The organism is Enterobacter sp. CP102 (assembly GCF_025152625.1).
Classification (GTDB): Bacteria; Pseudomonadota; Gammaproteobacteria; order Enterobacterales; family Enterobacteriaceae; genus Enterobacter; species Enterobacter soli.
Genome location: NZ_CP104014.1, coordinates 4,409,031 through 4,424,664 on the forward strand (window position 1 = coordinate 4,409,031; position 15,634 = coordinate 4,424,664).

12 protein-coding genes are annotated in these 15,634 nt (G+C 55.6%); 3 read left to right on the forward strand and 9 right to left on the reverse strand.

Annotated elements, in window-relative coordinates; translation table 11 throughout:
• Nucleotides 1-34: 34 nt before the first annotated feature.
• The 6 genes from glgP to asd all read right to left on the reverse strand — a co-directional run bounded on the left by glgP (nt 35) and on the right by asd (nt 10,741).
• Nucleotides 35-2,482, reverse strand: a complete 2,448-nt coding sequence (gene glgP / locus N1249_RS20885; RefSeq protein ID WP_259833008.1) for a glycogen phosphorylase — start codon at nt 2,480-2,482, stop codon at nt 35-37.
• A gap of 18 nt (nt 2,483-2,500) precedes the next feature.
• Entirely contained in the window at nt 2,501-3,934 is a 1,434-nt protein-coding gene (gene glgA / locus N1249_RS20890) for a glycogen synthase GlgA (RefSeq protein ID WP_014072138.1), read from the reverse strand.
• A complete protein-coding gene (gene glgC / locus N1249_RS20895; RefSeq protein WP_259833011.1) occupies nt 3,934-5,229 on the reverse strand; it encodes a glucose-1-phosphate adenylyltransferase in 1,296 nt (431 codons plus the stop codon). The genes glgA and glgC overlap by 1 nt, the downstream gene beginning before the upstream one ends.
• A gap of 17 nt (nt 5,230-5,246) precedes the next feature.
• Nucleotides 5,247-7,220 (reverse strand): glycogen debranching protein GlgX, encoded by a 1,974-nt coding sequence (gene glgX / locus N1249_RS20900; protein ID WP_259833014.1) that lies wholly within the window; start codon nt 7,218-7,220, stop codon nt 5,247-5,249.
• Nucleotides 7,217-9,403, reverse strand: coding sequence for a 1,4-alpha-glucan branching enzyme (gene glgB, locus N1249_RS20905; protein ID WP_259833017.1), 2,187 nt, complete (start codon nt 9,401-9,403; stop codon nt 7,217-7,219). The genes glgX and glgB overlap by 4 nt, the downstream gene beginning before the upstream one ends.
• Before the next feature lie 234 nt (nt 9,404-9,637).
• Nucleotides 9,638-10,741, reverse strand: coding sequence for an aspartate-semialdehyde dehydrogenase (asd, locus tag N1249_RS20910; RefSeq protein ID WP_259833031.1), 1,104 nt, complete (start codon nt 10,739-10,741; stop codon nt 9,638-9,640).
• A gap of 177 nt (nt 10,742-10,918) precedes the next feature.
• Here asd and yhgN point away from each other — a divergent pair, with 177 nt between their 5' ends.
• The 3 genes from yhgN to N1249_RS20925 all read left to right on the forward strand — a co-directional run bounded on the left by yhgN (nt 10,919) and on the right by N1249_RS20925 (nt 12,485).
• Nucleotides 10,919-11,512, forward strand: coding sequence for an NAAT family transporter YhgN (yhgN, locus tag N1249_RS20915; RefSeq protein ID WP_003861574.1), 594 nt, complete (start codon nt 10,919-10,921; stop codon nt 11,510-11,512).
• Nucleotides 11,513-11,901: 389 nt separating this feature from the next.
• Nucleotides 11,902-12,042, forward strand: a complete 141-nt coding sequence (locus N1249_RS20920; RefSeq protein WP_259833034.1) for an ash family protein — start codon at nt 11,902-11,904, stop codon at nt 12,040-12,042.
• Nucleotides 12,039-12,485 (forward strand): hypothetical protein, encoded by a 447-nt coding sequence (locus N1249_RS20925; RefSeq protein ID WP_259833035.1) that lies wholly within the window; start codon nt 12,039-12,041, stop codon nt 12,483-12,485. Before N1249_RS20920 ends, N1249_RS20925 begins: the two co-directional genes overlap by 4 nt.
• An 87-nt stretch (nt 12,486-12,572) precedes the next feature.
• On the opposite strand, the gene gntU is transcribed toward N1249_RS20925, so the two are convergent.
• From gntU to gntR, 3 genes are all read right to left on the reverse strand, one after another.
• Nucleotides 12,573-13,913, reverse strand: coding sequence for a gluconate transporter (gene gntU, locus N1249_RS20930; RefSeq protein WP_259833038.1), 1,341 nt, complete (start codon nt 13,911-13,913; stop codon nt 12,573-12,575).
• Nucleotides 13,914-13,916: 3 nt separating this feature from the next.
• Complete coding sequence (gene gntK / locus N1249_RS20935; RefSeq protein WP_014072145.1) at nt 13,917-14,444, reverse strand: gluconokinase; 528 nt, start codon at nt 14,442-14,444, stop codon at nt 13,917-13,919.
• A 126-nt stretch (nt 14,445-14,570) separates the two neighbouring features.
• Nucleotides 14,571-15,566 carry a gluconate operon transcriptional repressor GntR gene (gene gntR, locus N1249_RS20940; RefSeq protein ID WP_152082572.1) on the reverse strand — a complete coding sequence of 332 codons (996 nt, stop codon included), beginning with the start codon at nt 15,564-15,566 and terminating at the stop codon, nt 14,571-14,573.
• Nucleotides 15,567-15,634: the final 68 nt, after the last annotated feature.

The window sequence follows — 15,634 nt, forward strand, 5'->3', positions numbered from 1 at the left end:
ACTAAAAACGGCAACCGAGGTTGCCGTTTTGCTTTTACAATCTCACCGGATCAATATGCCAAATCGCATCGGCATACTCTTTGATGGTCCTGTCCGACGAGAAGTAACCCATATTGGCGATGTTATACATCGCGGCACTGGTCCACTTCTCTTGCTGACGATACAGCTCATCCACCCTGTCCTGGCAATCCACATAGCTGCGGTAATCCGCCAGCACCTGATAGTGATCGCCAAAGTTAATCAGCGAATCCACCAGGTCACGGTAGCGGCTCGGCTCTTCCGGGTTAAACAAACCAGTCGCGATTTGCGTCAGAACCTGGCGTAGCTCTTCGTCCTGCTCGTAGTATTCACGCGGTTTGTAACCCTTCTTACGCAGCTCCTCCACCTCTTCCGTCGTATTACCGAAGATAAAGATGTTATCCGCGCCCACGTGTTCGAGCATTTCGACGTTAGCACCATCCAGCGTACCAATGGTCAGTGCGCCGTTCAGGGCAAACTTCATGTTACTGGTCCCGGAAGCTTCCGTCCCTGCCGTGGAAATCTGCTCGGAGAGATCCGCCGCCGGGATAATCAGCTGGGCCAGGCTCACGCTGTAGTTCGGGATGAACACCACCTTCAGCTTATCGCCAATATCCGGATCGTGGTTCACCACCTTCGCCACATCGTTGATGAGATGAATAATGTGTTTCGCCATGTAGTAAGCGGAAGCCGCCTTACCGGCAAAGATCTTCACGCGCGGAACCCACTCGGCTGTCGGATCGGCCTTGATGCGGTTGTAGTGCGTAATCACATGCAGCACGTTCATCAGCTGGCGCTTGTACTCGTGGATGCGTTTGATCTGCACATCGAACAGCGCTTTCGGGTTGGCGACCACATTCAGGTGCAGCGCAAGCCACACAGACAGGCGTTTTTTATTCAACAGCTTGGCTTCACGCACGGCTTTGTTCACCGTCGGGAAATCAATGTGCTGCTCCAGCTCGCTCAACTGCCCCAGATCGGTACGCCATGTGCGGCCGATATTCGTGTCCAGCACCTCAGACAACGGCTGGTTCGCCAGCGCCAGCCAGCGGCGCGGCGTGACGCCGTTGGTCACGTTGCAGAAACGCGTCGGGAAGATCTTCGCAAAGTCAGCAAACAGCGACTGCACCATCAGGTTCGAGTGCAGCTCAGATACCCCGTTCACCTTATGGCTGATTACCACCGCCAGCCAGGCCATACGCACGCGACGACCATTTGACTCATCAATTATCGATGCACGGCTCAGCAGGCCAGTATCATTCGGGTACTGCTCCTGAAGGGTTTTCAGGAAGTAGTCGTTGATCTCAAAGATAATCTGCAAGTGACGCGGCAGGATCTTACCCAGCATGTCCACCGGCCAGGTTTCCAGCGCTTCGCTCATCAGCGTGTGGTTGGTGTAAGAGAACACCTGACAGGTGACTTCAAACGCGTCATCCCAGCTGAACTTATGTTCGTCGATCAGCAGGCGCATCAGCTCAGGGATCGACAGCACCGGGTGGGTGTCGTTCAGGTGGATGGCGGTTTTTTCGGCCAGGTTGTTGTACGTTTTGTGCAGCTGGTAGTGACGGCTCAGGATATCCTGAATCGTCGAGGAGACCAGGAAATACTCCTGACGCAGACGCAGCTCACGCCCGGAGTAGGTTGAGTCATCCGGGTAAAGAACACGGGACACGTTCTCGGAGTGGTTTTTATCTTCCACCGCCGCGAAGTAGTCGCCCTGGTTAAATTTACCGAGGTTGATTTCACTACTGGCCTGCGCGCTCCACAGGCGCAGCGTGTTAGTGGCGTCGGTGTCGTAGCCCGGGATAATCTGGTCATAGGCTACGGCCAGGATCTCTTCGGTTTCAACCCAGCGGGATTTTTTACCTTCCTGCTGAATGCGTCCGCCAAAGCGCACTTTATAGCGGGTGTTGTGACGCTTGAACTCCCACGGGTTGCCGTATTCCAGCCAGTAATCCGGGGACTCTTTCTGACGTCCGTCAACGATGTTCTGTTTGAACATGCCGTAGTCATAGCGAATACCGTAGCCGCGGCCCGGCAGCGCCAGCGTTGCCAGTGAGTCCAGGAAGCACGCCGCCAGGCGCCCCAGACCACCGTTACCGAGCCCCGGGTCATTTTCTTCGTCAATCAGCTCTTCTAAATCCAGCCCCATTTCTTCCAGCGCATTTTTGACGTCGTCATAAATACCGAGCGACAACAGTGCGTTGGAAAGGGTGCGGCCAATCAAAAACTCCATCGACAGGTAATAGACCTGACGCGTTTCTTGTGAGAGCTGGGCGCGGTTGGAGCGCAGCCAGCGTTCTACCAGACGGTCACGCACCGCGAACAGCGTGGCGTTCAGCCACTCGTGCTTGTTGGCAATGACCGGATCTTTCCCAATGGTGAACATCAGCTTATAGGCGATGGAGTGCTTTAACGCCTCGACGCTGAGTGTCGGTGAAGAGTAGCTAAAAGGTGCATTCATATCTGTGACTCCGCCTCGTTACATCAAGCGTTGATAGAGATCGCGGTATGACTGCGCCGCAACGTGCCAACTAAAATCCATGGCCATCGCCTGGCGTTGAACGTAACGCCATAAAGAAGGACGGGACCACAATACGAAAGCACGCCGAATCGCCCTTAAAAGCGACCAGGCATTACTGTCTTCAAAAACAAACCCGCTGGCGATTCCGTCCGCCAGGTTTTCCAGAGAACTATCAGATACCGTATCGGCCAGCCCGCCCGTGCGTCGCACCAGCGGTAAGGTGCCGTACTTCAGGCCGTAGAGCTGAGTCAGGCCGCAAGGTTCGAAACGGCTCGGCACCAGAATGACGTCCGCGCCGCCCATGATGCGGTGCGAAAACGCCTCGTGATAACCGATTTGCACGCCTACCTGGCCCGGGTGTTCCGCTGCCGCGGCGAGGAAACCTTCCTGCAATACCGGATCGCCTGCACCCAGCAGCGCCAGTTGCCCGCCCTGCTCCAGTAATCCCGGTAACGCTTCCAGCACCAGATCCAGCCCTTTCTGGCTGGTCAGGCGGCTGACCACCGCGAACAACGGCACTTTGTCATTCACCTTCAGCCCCATCGCGATTTGCAGCTGACGTTTGTTTTCCGCTTTGTCTTCTACGGAATCACGATCATAGCGGGATGCCAGCAGGAGATCGGTTTCGGGACTCCAGATTTTCTCGTCAACGCCGTTCAAAATCCCCGACAAGCGTCCTTCACGATGACGCTGGCGCAACAGCCCTTCCAGACCGTAGCCAAACTCTGCCTCGGTGATTTCCCGGGCATAGGTTGGGCTGACCGCCGTAATATGATCGGCGTAGTACAACCCCGCCTTCAGGAAGGAAATTTGTCCGCCAAATTCCAGCCCGTGCATGTTATAGAACGACCATGGCAGGCCGATGTCATTCATATGATGGGCGTAATACATGCCCTGATACGCCAGGTTGTGCACCGTGAAGACCGATTTGGCCGGGTGGCCCATCGCGGCGAGGTACGCGGGAGCCAGCCCCGCGTGCCAGTCGTGCGCGTGAACCACGTCCGGACGCCAGAAGGGATCTAACCCGATAGCCATCTCCGCCCCCACCCAGCCAAGTAGCGCAAAGCGTTGCACGTTGTCCGGGTAAGCAAACAGATTGGTGTCGTGGTACGGACTCCCGGGTCTGTCGTATAAATGCGGTGCGTCAATCAGGTAAATTCCCACACCATTGTAATGTCCAAACAGTAGCGTGATGCGCCCGGCGAAGGTTTCACGGCGGGTCACGACCTGAGCATCAGGAATACCGCGCCGGATATCAGGAAAAGCGGGTAACAGGACCCGGGCATCCACACCACCGGCAATCTGCGCCGCAGGTAATGCACCAATAACATCCGCCAGACCGCCCGTCTTTAATAACGGGAACATCTCTGAACATACATGTAAGACCTGCATTAGCGCTCCTGTTTGACGTGCAATTTCCGCAGCATTTCCCGTGTTACTAACACGATCCCTTCTTCTGAACGGTAGAAGCGACGCGCATCTTCTTCCGCATTCTCGCCAATCACCATGCCTTCAGGGATGACGCAAGCGCGGTCGATAACGCAACGGCGCAAACGGCATGAGCGCCCTACCCAGACATCTGGCAGTAATACTGCCGAGTCGATATTACAGAAAGAGTTCACGCGCACACGCGGGAACAACACGGACTGCACCACCACAGAGCCGGAGATAATGCACCCGCCGGAAACCAGCGAGTTCAGCGTCATGCCGTGGCTGCCGGAGCGATCCTGAACGAATTTCGCCGGCGGCAGGGATTCCATATGGGTACGAATTGGCCAGTTCTGGTCGTACATATCCAGCTCAGGCGTCACCGATGCCAGATCCAGGTTCGCTTTCCAGTACGCTTCCAGCGTTCCTACATCGCGCCAGTACGGCTCCGAATTCGGGTCAGACTGGACGCAGGACAATGGGAATGGATGTGCATAAGCCATGCCAGCTTTGGTGATTTTCGGGATGATGTCTTTACCAAAGTCATGGCTTGAGTTTTCGTCTTTATCGTCCTCTTCGAGCAACTCATAAAGATAATCTGCATCAAAGACATAGATCCCCATACTGGCGAGCGATTTGGTTGGGTCGTTCGGCATGGTCGGCGGATTCGCCGGTTTTTCGACAAAGTCGATAATCTTGTCGTCTTCATCCACATCCATAACGCCAAACGCCGTCGCCTCAGCAACGGGCACAGGCAGACACGCTACGGTGCAACGCGCCCCTTTTTCGACGTGGTCGATCAGCATGTGGGAATAGTCTTGCTTGTAGATATGGTCGCCGGCGAGGATCACGATGTATTCCGCGCCGTAGCGACGAATGATGTCGAGGTTTTGCGTGACGGCATCCGCCGTGCCGCGGTACCAGTTTTCACCGTGAACGCGCTGCTGAGCAGGAAGCAAATCGACAAACTCGTTCATCTCTTCGCTGAAGAATGACCAGCCACGCTGAATGTGCTGAACCAGGGTGTGCGACTGGTACTGAGTAATGACGCCAATTCGGCGAATGCCGGAGTTAAGGCAGTTGGACAATGCGAAGTCGATAATACGGAACTTACCACCAAAGTGAACGGCCGGTTTGGCGCGTTTGATGGTCAAATCTTTTAAACGGGTACCGCGCCCGCCAGCCAGTATCAGGGCAACTGTTTTTAATGGTAGCTGGCGCGCCAACATTAAGGGATCGTTCTTCTCTAATCTAACCATGACTAACTCCTTTTTTATCATCTCTGGAACACGCACACTCCGTGCGCAGGCCCATGCCAGACTGCCATTACGACCGGGTTATCCTCTCCGGCAAAAGGGGGAATGGCGTGCCACGCCCCATCAGGTAATACAAAATTCACCACGTCTTGCGTGGCGTTTAACGTGATAAGCCAGCGCTCCGAAAGCAGGATTTGCAGGCATGGCGCGCCGCTTTGCCACTCTTGAGCACTCAGCGGTTGTGCCTCTTTGTTTAACCAGACAACATTGCCATCGCCCTCTTCCCACCACTGATTTGCCGTCAGCGCGGGGATGGTCTGGCGAAGATGGATCAGTGCCGCCGTAAAGTGCACCAGCCCGCTGTTCGCCTGTTCCCATTCCAGCCAGGTGAGATTGTTATCCTGGCAATAGGCATTGTTGTTGCCATGCTGGCTGTGACCATGTTCATCACCAGCCAGCAGCATCGGTGTGCCTTGCGACAGCAACAGCGTAGTCAGAAGCGCATGGATGCTGGCGCGGCGTCTCTCGATGATGTCCTGGCTGCCGCCTAACCCTTCTATACCATGATTAAAGCTATGGTTATTGTTAGTGCCATCGCGATTCTCTTCGCCGTTTGCCTCATTGTGTTTCTGATTGAAACAAACGCAGTCGCGCAGAGTGAAACCGTCATGCGCCGTCACCAGGTTTACGGTGGCAGAAGGTTGTTTGCCATCGCGTTTAAACAGATCGCTGGACGCCGCAAAGCGCCCGGCAAATTCGCCCAGCGACACACTTCTTTCCAGCCAGAAGCGGCGCGTGGCATCACGGTAATGATCGTTCCATTCGGCAAATAACGGCGGGAAATTCCCCACCTGATAGCCGCCTTCGCCAATGTCCCACGGCTCCGCAATCAGTTTGACCTGCGAGAGCACCGGGCAGTTTTTTATCGCCTCAAACAGTGGCGCCTGTTGGCTGAATGCCGGGGTCCGCCCCATTACCGAGGCTAAATCGAAACGAAATCCATCAACATGGAACGTTTCAACCCAATATCTCAGGCATTCATACGCATAGTGGGTCACAGCCGGATGGCTGAGATTGAGCGTGTTACCGCAACCGGTCCAGTTGTGGTAATCGCCATCTTCCCTTATCCAATAATAGCTACGGTTATCAATTCCGCGCAGGGAGAGCGTGGGGCCATCAAGATCGCTTTCAGCAGTGTGGTTAAGCACCACATCCAGAATGACCTCAATGCCCGCCTCATGCAGCGCCTTTACCGCATCGCGAAATTCATCCCGCGCTTTATCCGGGTGCACCGCATAGCGTGGCTCAAGCGCAAACATCGCCAGCGGGTTGTAACCCCAGTAGTTGCTTAGCCCCAGCCGTTGCAGGCGCGGTTCGCTGGCGAAATGCGCTACAGGCAGCAGCTCCAGCGCGGTGATCCCCAGATGCTTCAGGTACGCAATCATCACCGGATGCGCGAGCGCCTTATAGGTGCCACGGATCTCTTTAGGGATCGACGGATGCAGATACGTCAGCCCCTTGACGTGCGCCTCGTAAATCACGGTTTTGCCCCAGGGGGTACGCGGCGGTTCGTCACCTTCCCAGTCGTAGAGCTCGTTGACCACCACGCTTTTTGGCGCAACGGGCGCGCTGTCACGGTGGTCGGGTTCGCCGTAGCCAACGTGTAAAACCGGGTCGTCAATCAGATCGCCTTCCACGCGGTGTGCGCAGGGGTCGAGCAGCAGCTTCGCCGGGTTAAACCAGTGGCCTTGCGCCGGCTCCCACGGGCCATGAACGCGAAAACCGTAGTGCATTCCTGGCCGTCCTCCAGCCAGGTAGCCATGCCAGGTATCCTCTGTGCGTGCGGGCAGGTCGTAACGATGCTCGTTACCTTCCCCGTCAAAGACACACAGTTCCACCCGCTCCGCATGAGCAGAAAAGAGGGTGAAGTTCACGCCTTTTCCGTCAAAACTTGCCCCGAGCGGCTCGGGTCTACCTGCCGTGAGTTGCGTCATTCACCCTCCCGAACCAGCCAGATTGTGCTCAGCGGCGGCAACGTCAGGCTCAGTGAATTCGGGCGTCCGTGGCTTTCCTGCGCATCACTTTGCACCAGCCCGCCGTTACCCACGTTACTGCCGTGGTAGTGCATGGAATCGGTGTTCAGTATTTCGCGCCATTTGCCAGCCTGATTAATGCCGAAACGGTAATGCTGGCGAGGAACTGGGGTAAAGTTGCTGACGACGATGATTTCGTTGCCTGCTTTATCGCGACGGACAAAGGCCAGCACCGAACGTTCGTTATCGTCCACCACCAGCCACTCAAAACCGTATGCTTCGAAGTCGAGTTCGTGCAGGGCTTTATGATGGCGATAGGTCAGGTTCAGGTCGCGAACCAGACGCTGAACGCCGTGGTGCCAGTTGTCGCCGCCTTCGAGCAGATGCCAGTCAAGGCTACCGTCGTGGTTCCACTCGCGCCCCTGGGCAAACTCATTGCCCATAAACAGCAGTTTTTTACCCGGGAAGGCAAACATCCATCCGTAGTAGGCGCGCAGGTTGGCAAACTTCTGCCAGGCGTCGCCAGGCATCCGGTCGAGGATGGATTTTTTGCCATGCACCACTTCGTCATGCGACAGCGGCAGCATGAAGTTTTCGGTGTAGTTGTAGAGCATCCCGAAGGTGAGTTTGTCGTGGTGATACTGGCGATGAACCGGATCGAGCTTCATGTAGTCGAGCGTGTCGTGCATCCAGCCCAGGTTCCACTTGTACCAGAAGCCCAGGCCGCCCATTGACGGAGGGCGAGAGACACCCGCGAAGTCGGTCGACTCTTCCGCCATCGTGACGGCGCCCTCAACCTGCTCACCAATAATGCGGTTGGTGCTGCGCAGAAACTCAATGGCTTCCAGATTTTCGCGTCCGCCAAATTCGTTAGGGATCCACTCCCCTTCTTTACGGCTGTAGTCGCGATAAATCATCGACGCCACCGCATCGACACGCAGAGCATCAATGCCAAAACGTTCGATCCAGTACAGGGCATTCCCCACCAGATAGTTCGCGACTTCACGGCGACCGTAGTTGTAGATCAGCGTGTTCCAGTCCTGGTGATACCCTTCACGTGGATCACTGTGCTCATACAGAGGGGTGCCATCAAATTCGGCCAGACCAAAATCATCCGACGGGAAATGGCCAGGCACCCAGTCGAGAATGACGTTCAGCCCGGCAGCGTGTGCGGCGCTAATGAAATAGCGGAAGTCATCGCGCGTGCCGAAGCGGCGTGTTGGCGCATACAGCCCGGTGGGTTGATAACCCCAACTGCCGTCGAAAGGATGTTCGTTAACCGGCAAAAGCTCCAGATGGGTAAAGCCCATCCATTTGGCGTACGGCACCAGCTGATCGGCCAGTTCGCGGTAGCTAAGCCAGAAGTTGTTATCGGTGTGGCGACGCCATGACCCCAGATGCACTTCATACACGGAAATAGGCGCATCAAAGCGGTTCGCCTGCTTGCGCTCCTCGCTCTGGGTGACCTTTTCCGGCAGGCCGCAAATCAGCGATGCCGTGTCCGGGCGCATCTGCGCTTCGAAGGCGTACGGGTCGGCTTTAATGCGCAGCTTTCCGTGCGCGTCAATCATCTCGAATTTATAGAGCTGGCCGTTATGCGCGCCGGGGATAAACAGCTCCCAGATGCCGGTTTCACGGCGCAGGCGCATCGGGTGACGACGACCGTCCCAGTAGTTGAACTGGCCGACGACGGACACGCGCCGGGCGTTCGGCGCCCACACGGAAAAACGGGTTCCCGTGATGCCATCCATCGTATCTGCATGTGCGCCCAGCGTTTCGTAAGGGCGCAAATGGGTCCCTTCAGACAGCAGCCACGCGTCCATCTCCTGTAAAAGAGGACCAAAGCTGTAAGGATCATCAATGAGATTTTGCTGGCCGTGCCAGATAACGGCGAGCTGATAACGGAAAGGGTTTTTACGACGAGGCATTACGCCCGAAAAAAAGCCGCGTGAATCAAGGCATTCCAGATTGCCCACTTTACGCCCGGTTTTAGGTTCAATGACCCACACTTCTGTGGCATCCGGTAACAGTGCGCGGACTTCCAGCCCGGCGTCTGTGCGGTGCATTCCCAGAATGGAAAAAGGGTCGGCAAAATGACCCGCAATAAGCGCATTAATCACGTCTCTATCCACACGATCAGACATGGTATTCATCCTGTTTTTTAGTAATCGCCCCTTTTTAAGCGCCCGGGTGCGATTTTTAATGTGACCTGAACGAAGCTCCTCTCTGCTTCGTCCTACCCTCAGGTAAGAAAGACTCTCCCTTAAAGCATAGCCAACGCTCTAAATGACTCCTGATAAAAAATAAGACATACGCGTTTACTCCATGTAGTACGCAAAAAAAGGGGTGACAATGCACCCCTGAGATTTAACAAATTATTACGCCAGCTGGCGAAGCATTCTGCGCAGCGGCTCGGCGGCGCCCCACAGCAGCTGGTCACCCACGGTGAACGCGGACAGGTATTCCGGCCCCATGTTCAGTTTACGCAGACGACCAACCGGGGTAGTCAGCGTACCGGTGACTGCCGCCGGGGTCAGTTCACGCATGGTGATATCACGATCGTTAGGCACCACTTTCGCCCACGGGTTGTGTGCAGCCAGCAGCTCTTCAACGGTCGGAATAGACACATCTTTTTTCAGTTTAATGGTGAAGGCCTGGCTGTGGCAGCGCAGAGCGCCGATACGCACGCACAGACCGTCAACCGGAATTGTGTTCGCAGTCGCGAGGATTTTGTTGGTCTCGGCCTGGCCTTTCCACTCTTCGCGGGTCTGGCCGTTATCCAGCTGTTTGTCGATCCACGGGATCAGACCACCAGCCAGCGGTACGCCGAAGTTATCCACCGGCAGCTCGCCGCTGCGGGTCAGCTGAGTCACTTTACGCTCGATATCGAGAATAGCGGACGCCGGGTTTGCCAGCTCGCTGGCAACGCTCTGGTGCAGCTGGCCCATCTGGGTCAGCAGTTCGCGCATATGGCGCGCGCCGCCACCGGAAGCCGCCTGATAGGTAGCAACAGAAACCCACTCCACCAGATCCTGCGCGAACAGGCCGCCCAGAGACATCAGCATCAGACTGACCGTGCAGTTACCGCCGACAAAGGTTTTCACGCCGTTGTTCAGGCCGTCGGTGATCACGCCCTGGTTAACCGGGTCGAGAATGATGATGGCATCGTCTTTCATACGCAGCGAAGAGGCCGCGTCAATCCAGTAGCCCTGCCAGCCGCTTTCACGCAGCTTTGGATAGATTTCGTTGGTATAATCGCCGCCCTGGCACGTGACAATAATGTCGAGTGCCTTCAGCGCTTCCAGATCGTAAGCATCCTGCAACGTGCCTGTGGTACCACCAAAGGACGGTGCAGCCTGGCCGAGCTGGGAAGTGGAGAAGAAGACCGGGCGGATAGCGTCGAAATCGCGCTCTTCAACCATGCGTTGCATGAGTACAGAGCCGACCATACCGCGCCAACCGATAAAACCAACGTTTTTCATAGCATTTTTTTCCTGGAGAGGTGTGTGCTGTTTGTGCAAACCAGTATTCAACTGGGATATGCTTCACATTACAAAATGCTGCCAAAGTCGCAAGCGAAATTAATCGATGATTGCCCGGCAATCAGAAAAGCAGCTAATTATCAGAATGACCATAAAAAGTATCAGGGATAACTTACGATGAGTGAAATCATTTCCGCAGCGGTTTTATTGATCCTGATTATGGATCCACTCGGAAACTTACCTATCTTCATGTCGGTGCTTAAACACACCGAACCGAAGCGCCGCCGGGCAATCATGATCCGCGAGCTGCTGATTGCGTTGCTGGTGATGTTTATCTTCCTTTTCGCGGGCGAAAAAATCCTCGCGTTCCTGAATTTACGCGCAGAAACGGTCTCTATTTCCGGCGGGATTATCCTGTTCCTGATCGCCATTAAGATGATTTTCCCGAGCGCGGAAGGGAGCAGCAGCGGGCTGCCTGCGGGTGAAGAGCCGTTTATCGTGCCGCTGGCGATCCCTCTGGTCGCCGGGCCGACGATTCTGGCGACGCTGATGTTGCTGTCGCATCAGTATCCGAACCAGATGAGCCATCTGGTGATTGCCCTGCTGATTGCCTGGGGCGGGACCTTTATTATTTTGCTGCAATCGTCGCTGTTTTTACGTCTGCTGGGCGAAAAAGGGGTGAACGCGCTGGAACGCCTTATGGGGCTTATTCTGGTGATGATGGCGACCCAGATGTTCCTGGACGGGATCCGGGCGTGGATGAAAGGCTAGGTAAAAGCAAAACGACAACGAAAGTTGTCGTTTTTAGTGTTTGCTCCCTCTCCCCGTGGGAGAGGGCCGGGGTGAGGGCATCAGGCCGCACCCTCTGCATTGCAATAAAAAAGCCGGGTGGCGCTAGCGCTTACCCGGCCTACGTATCGATGTTTGTAGGTCGGGTAAGGCGAAGCCGCCACCCGACAAAATACGGCCACAGCCGCCTGACTCCCCCGCCATCAATAATAATCCTCCGTTTTGCGAGCCGCCTTCCAGAGGCTCTCTTGCCACCCTTCCAGCAAAGCAGTATCTTCTCGCCACGCCTGCAAAATCAGGCGTCAGGGTTGGTCCCCTGTTATCCTCATCCGTGATAAAGCTCTTTTTATCGCGCAGCCAGTTACACCTCAATGGTGGGCTGGACGGTGGCGCCGCAAGGCGCGCCGGTATCTGATGAGGCCGGTAGGACCAACTCCGTTCAGCCCGCCACCAGTGAGGTTGGTCCCTCCGGTGGTGGTCAATTAAACTACTCATCAGAGGCTGTCTTATGACTACTACCCCTAACTTTTCTCACGCCTTATTCACCACCCCGTTCGATCACACTACCGATTTCACCGAACTGGCAGACAACTGCGCGCGGTTTGTCGACGTGCTGGTTGAATGTGACGATCCAACCCAAAAGATGGCGCTGTGCGGAAGGCTCTCTGCCTGCCTTTCCCTGCTTCAACCAACGTTGCTTGAACCTGTTCCTGAGCATTTAAAAGAGAGCCTGACGGTGGATGACCTGCCGCTGGATGCACCGGTCTTTGCGCCGGAAATGGATCAACTGGGGAGATACTGCCAGCTGCTAACGCAATTGCTATTGGCTCGAACGCTCTCGGCGAGCGATGAAAGAGTGGCGGGAGATTTATTGCAAGACCTTACAGGGTTTTACGGCGATACGCTAAAAGCACCGCGCTGGCTGCGTACCACTGAAGGTGCCGTACAGTTGTAAAAAAGCCGGGTGGCGCTAGCGCTTACCCGGCCTACGAGACTGGAGTTGTTGTAGGTCGGGTAAGGCGAAGCCGCCACCCGACAAATCTTAGCTCAGCAGCGTAAACGCAATCATCCCGACAATCGCACCTGTTGTGCCGAGGATAGTTTCCATCAGCGTCCAGGTTTTCAGGGTTTGTGCTTCGGTCGCGCCGGTGAATTTACCGAACAGCCAGAAGCCTGCGTCATTCACGTGAGACACCACGATAGATCCACCCGCGATACAGATAGATAGTGCGGCCATCTGGGCACCGGAGTAATTCAGCTGTTCAATCACCGGCATCACCAGACCCACGGCGGTTAAACACGCCACGGTCGCAGAGCCCTGAATGATACGCACCGCAGCCGCCAGCACGAAGCAGGTTACCGCAATCGGCAGACCCATACCGGTCAGCGCTTCGCCCAGAGCCGGGCCCACGCCGGAATCTACCAGCACCTGCTTGAACACGCCACCGGCACCGATCACCAGCAGGATGATACCCGCCGGTTGCAGCGCCGCGCCGCAGATCTCCATCACGCGGTCTTTCGCCATTCCCTGACGCATCGCCAGGCCGTAAATCGCGACCAGACACGCCACCAGGATCGCCGTGAACGGATGGCCGATAAACTCAAACCATTCGTAGGCGGAAGACCCGACCGGAACAAAACGCGCAGCGATGGTTTTCAGGCCCACCAGCACCAGCGGCAGCAGGATCAGCGACAGGCTGAAACCGAAGGACGGCATTTTGCCTTCGCCCAGATGCGGTTCAGTGATGTCATCAGGAATGTGCAGTTCAACGTAACGGCTGATGAAATTGCCCCACAGCGGGCCGGCAATAATCATCCCCGGAATTGCCGCGCACAGGCCAATCAGGATCATCCAGCCAAAGTCAGCGTGCATCTGGGACGCCAGCAGCATCGGCGCAGGCCCCGGCAGCAGGAACGCAGCGGCGGCCGCCACGCCCGCAAACAGCGGAATAACCAGCTTCACAAGGTTGGTGCCGGTATGGCGCGCCATTGAGAACGCCACGCTAATCAGCAGTACCACCGCCACTTCGAAGAACAGCGGCAGCGCGCAAATCAGACCGGCCAGACCAATCGCATAATGCGCGCGGCTGTGGCCGAAAGATTTCAGCATTTTGACGGCTATCTGATCGACTGCGCCCGTCTCATGCAAAATCTTGCCAAACATCGCACCCAGTGCCACGACAATCGCCAGGAAGCCCAGCGTGCCGCCCATCCCTTTTTCCATGGTCGCTGCGATTTTGTCGAGCGGCATCCCGGAAAACAGACCTGCACCAATAGAAACCACCATCAAAGCAACGAAAGCGTGCATACGCGCTTTCATCACTAAAAACAGCAGCAGCAAAACAGAACCTACTGCTGTTAAAACAAGCGTTAATGTACTCACAACTTACTGCCTTTTATTAATAACCTCGATGGTGCTGGCAACAACACCTTCCAGTGACTGATCGATATCAACCACTAAGACATCTTTTTCATCTGCGCCCGGCTCCTGCAACGCTTCAAACTGCGTCACCAGCATCTGGGTTTTGAAGAAGTGACCTTTGCGCGCCTTCAGGCGGCTTTCAATCACCTCGAAATCACCTTTCAGGTAGATGAAAGAGAGGTTCGGGTTACCGTCACGCAGCAGGTCGCGGTAGGTTTTTTTCAGCGCGGAGCACACAATCAAAGAGACTTTGTTGGTGCGCTGCATCGCGAACGCAGCGTCGTTCAGCGCCTGCAACCACGGTTTGCGGTCGTCGTCGTTCAGCGGTTCGCCTGCGGCCATTTTGGTGATGTTGCTGCGCGGATGGAGGAAGTCGCCATCAAGAAACGCGGCATGAAGTTGATGCGCCACTTCGCTGGCGACGGCAGATTTACCGCTACCGGAAACGCCCATCAGGACGTAAACGTGGTGATCATGATTAGTCGTGCTCAAAGGGAGTCCCTCAGTCAATTGTTACGGGTAACTGTTATCGGTAACATTGTCCTGCTGGGGCAAAAGAGAAGCAATATCCAAACGTGTGCGAAGTAAATAAGTGTGAGCTACTTCAAATTTGTCAGGTTAAATAGATCCACCCGGTGACAAGGTGAAACCTAAATCTAACATTTTAGGGGTCACAACCTCACCACGAATGCGCGCCAGCAGGCGTTCTGCGCCAATACGACCCATGCGCTCACGCGGCGTCAGGACGCTCGCCAGACGCGGCTCCATCACCTGGCCAATGTCATGGCCGTGGAAACCGGCAATCGCCATATCATCAGGGATTTTCAGCCCCAGACGCTGACATTCGAACGCCGCGCCTACCGCGAGGTCATCGTTGGTGCAGAAAATACCGTCCAGTTGCGGATACTCGCGTCGTGCCTGGCGCATCAGCTCAATACCCGAGGTGTAGGAAGAGGATTGCTCTACCATCACGCTGTACGGGGTTAAGTTTGCGTCGAGCATCGCCTGCTCGTATCCCTTCTGTTTGATGATAGTACGTTCATCAAGACGCGCACCCAGGTAAGCCACATGGCGATGACCGCGGGCGATAATCGCCGCCGTCATTTGCCGCGCCGCTTCGAAGTTATCAAACCCGACGGCGATATCGAGGCATGGCGACTGGCTGTCCATCAACTCCACCACCGGGATGCCGGCTACTTCAATCATTTTCAGCGTGCGCGGGGTGTGAGTACGTTCCGTTAAAATCAGGCCGTCGATGTTCCAGGAAAGCATTGATTCAAGACGTTCCTCTTCCAGTTCCGGCTTGTATCCGTAGTGCGCCAGCATGGTCTGATAACCAAACGCATCGGTCACACTTTCGATACCGCGTAATACTTCGGCGAATACCTGGTTGGTTAAGGAAGGAAGCAGGACACCTACCGCGCGGCTGGTTGCGTTGGAGAGAATATCGGGTGCGCGGTTGGGGATATAACCCAGTTCATCGAGGGCAGCGGCAATCTTGCCACGCAACGCCACGGAAACCTGTTCCGGGTTACGTAAAAAACGGCTGACCGTCATTTTGGTCACGCCAACGCGATCGGCTACATCCTGAAGTACGGGGCGTTTCTTTTTCATCGTCCTGAGAAATCTTAAGTGATAGATTTTCTCAGTTTATCACGGACAAAGCCCATCCTTCCCCTTTC

Excerpts from the sequence above, each read along its gene's own strand:
- glgP (WP_259833008.1), bottom strand. The coding sequence starts at position 2,482 with ATGAATGCACCTTTTAGCTACTCTTCACCGACACTCAGCGTCGAGGCG.
- glgA (WP_014072138.1), bottom strand. The coding sequence starts at position 3,934 with ATGCAGGTCTTACATGTATGTTCAGAGATGTTCCCGTTATTAAAGACG.
- glgC (WP_259833011.1), bottom strand. The coding sequence starts at position 5,229 with ATGGTTAGATTAGAGAAGAACGATCCCTTAATGTTGGCGCGCCAGCTA.
- glgX (WP_259833014.1), bottom strand. The coding sequence starts at position 7,220 with ATGACGCAACTCACGGCAGGTAGACCCGAGCCGCTCGGGGCAAGTTTT.
- glgB (WP_259833017.1), bottom strand. The coding sequence starts at position 9,403 with ATGTCTGATCGTGTGGATAGAGACGTGATTAATGCGCTTATTGCGGGT.
- asd (WP_259833031.1), bottom strand. The coding sequence starts at position 10,741 with ATGAAAAACGTTGGTTTTATCGGTTGGCGCGGTATGGTCGGCTCTGTA.
- yhgN (WP_003861574.1), top strand. The coding sequence starts at position 10,919 with ATGAGTGAAATCATTTCCGCAGCGGTTTTATTGATCCTGATTATGGAT.
- N1249_RS20920 (WP_259833034.1), top strand. The coding sequence starts at position 11,902 with ATGGTGGGCTGGACGGTGGCGCCGCAAGGCGCGCCGGTATCTGATGAG.
- N1249_RS20925 (WP_259833035.1), top strand. The coding sequence starts at position 12,039 with ATGACTACTACCCCTAACTTTTCTCACGCCTTATTCACCACCCCGTTC.
- gntR (WP_152082572.1), bottom strand. The coding sequence starts at position 15,566 with ATGAAAAAGAAACGCCCCGTACTTCAGGATGTAGCCGATCGCGTTGGC.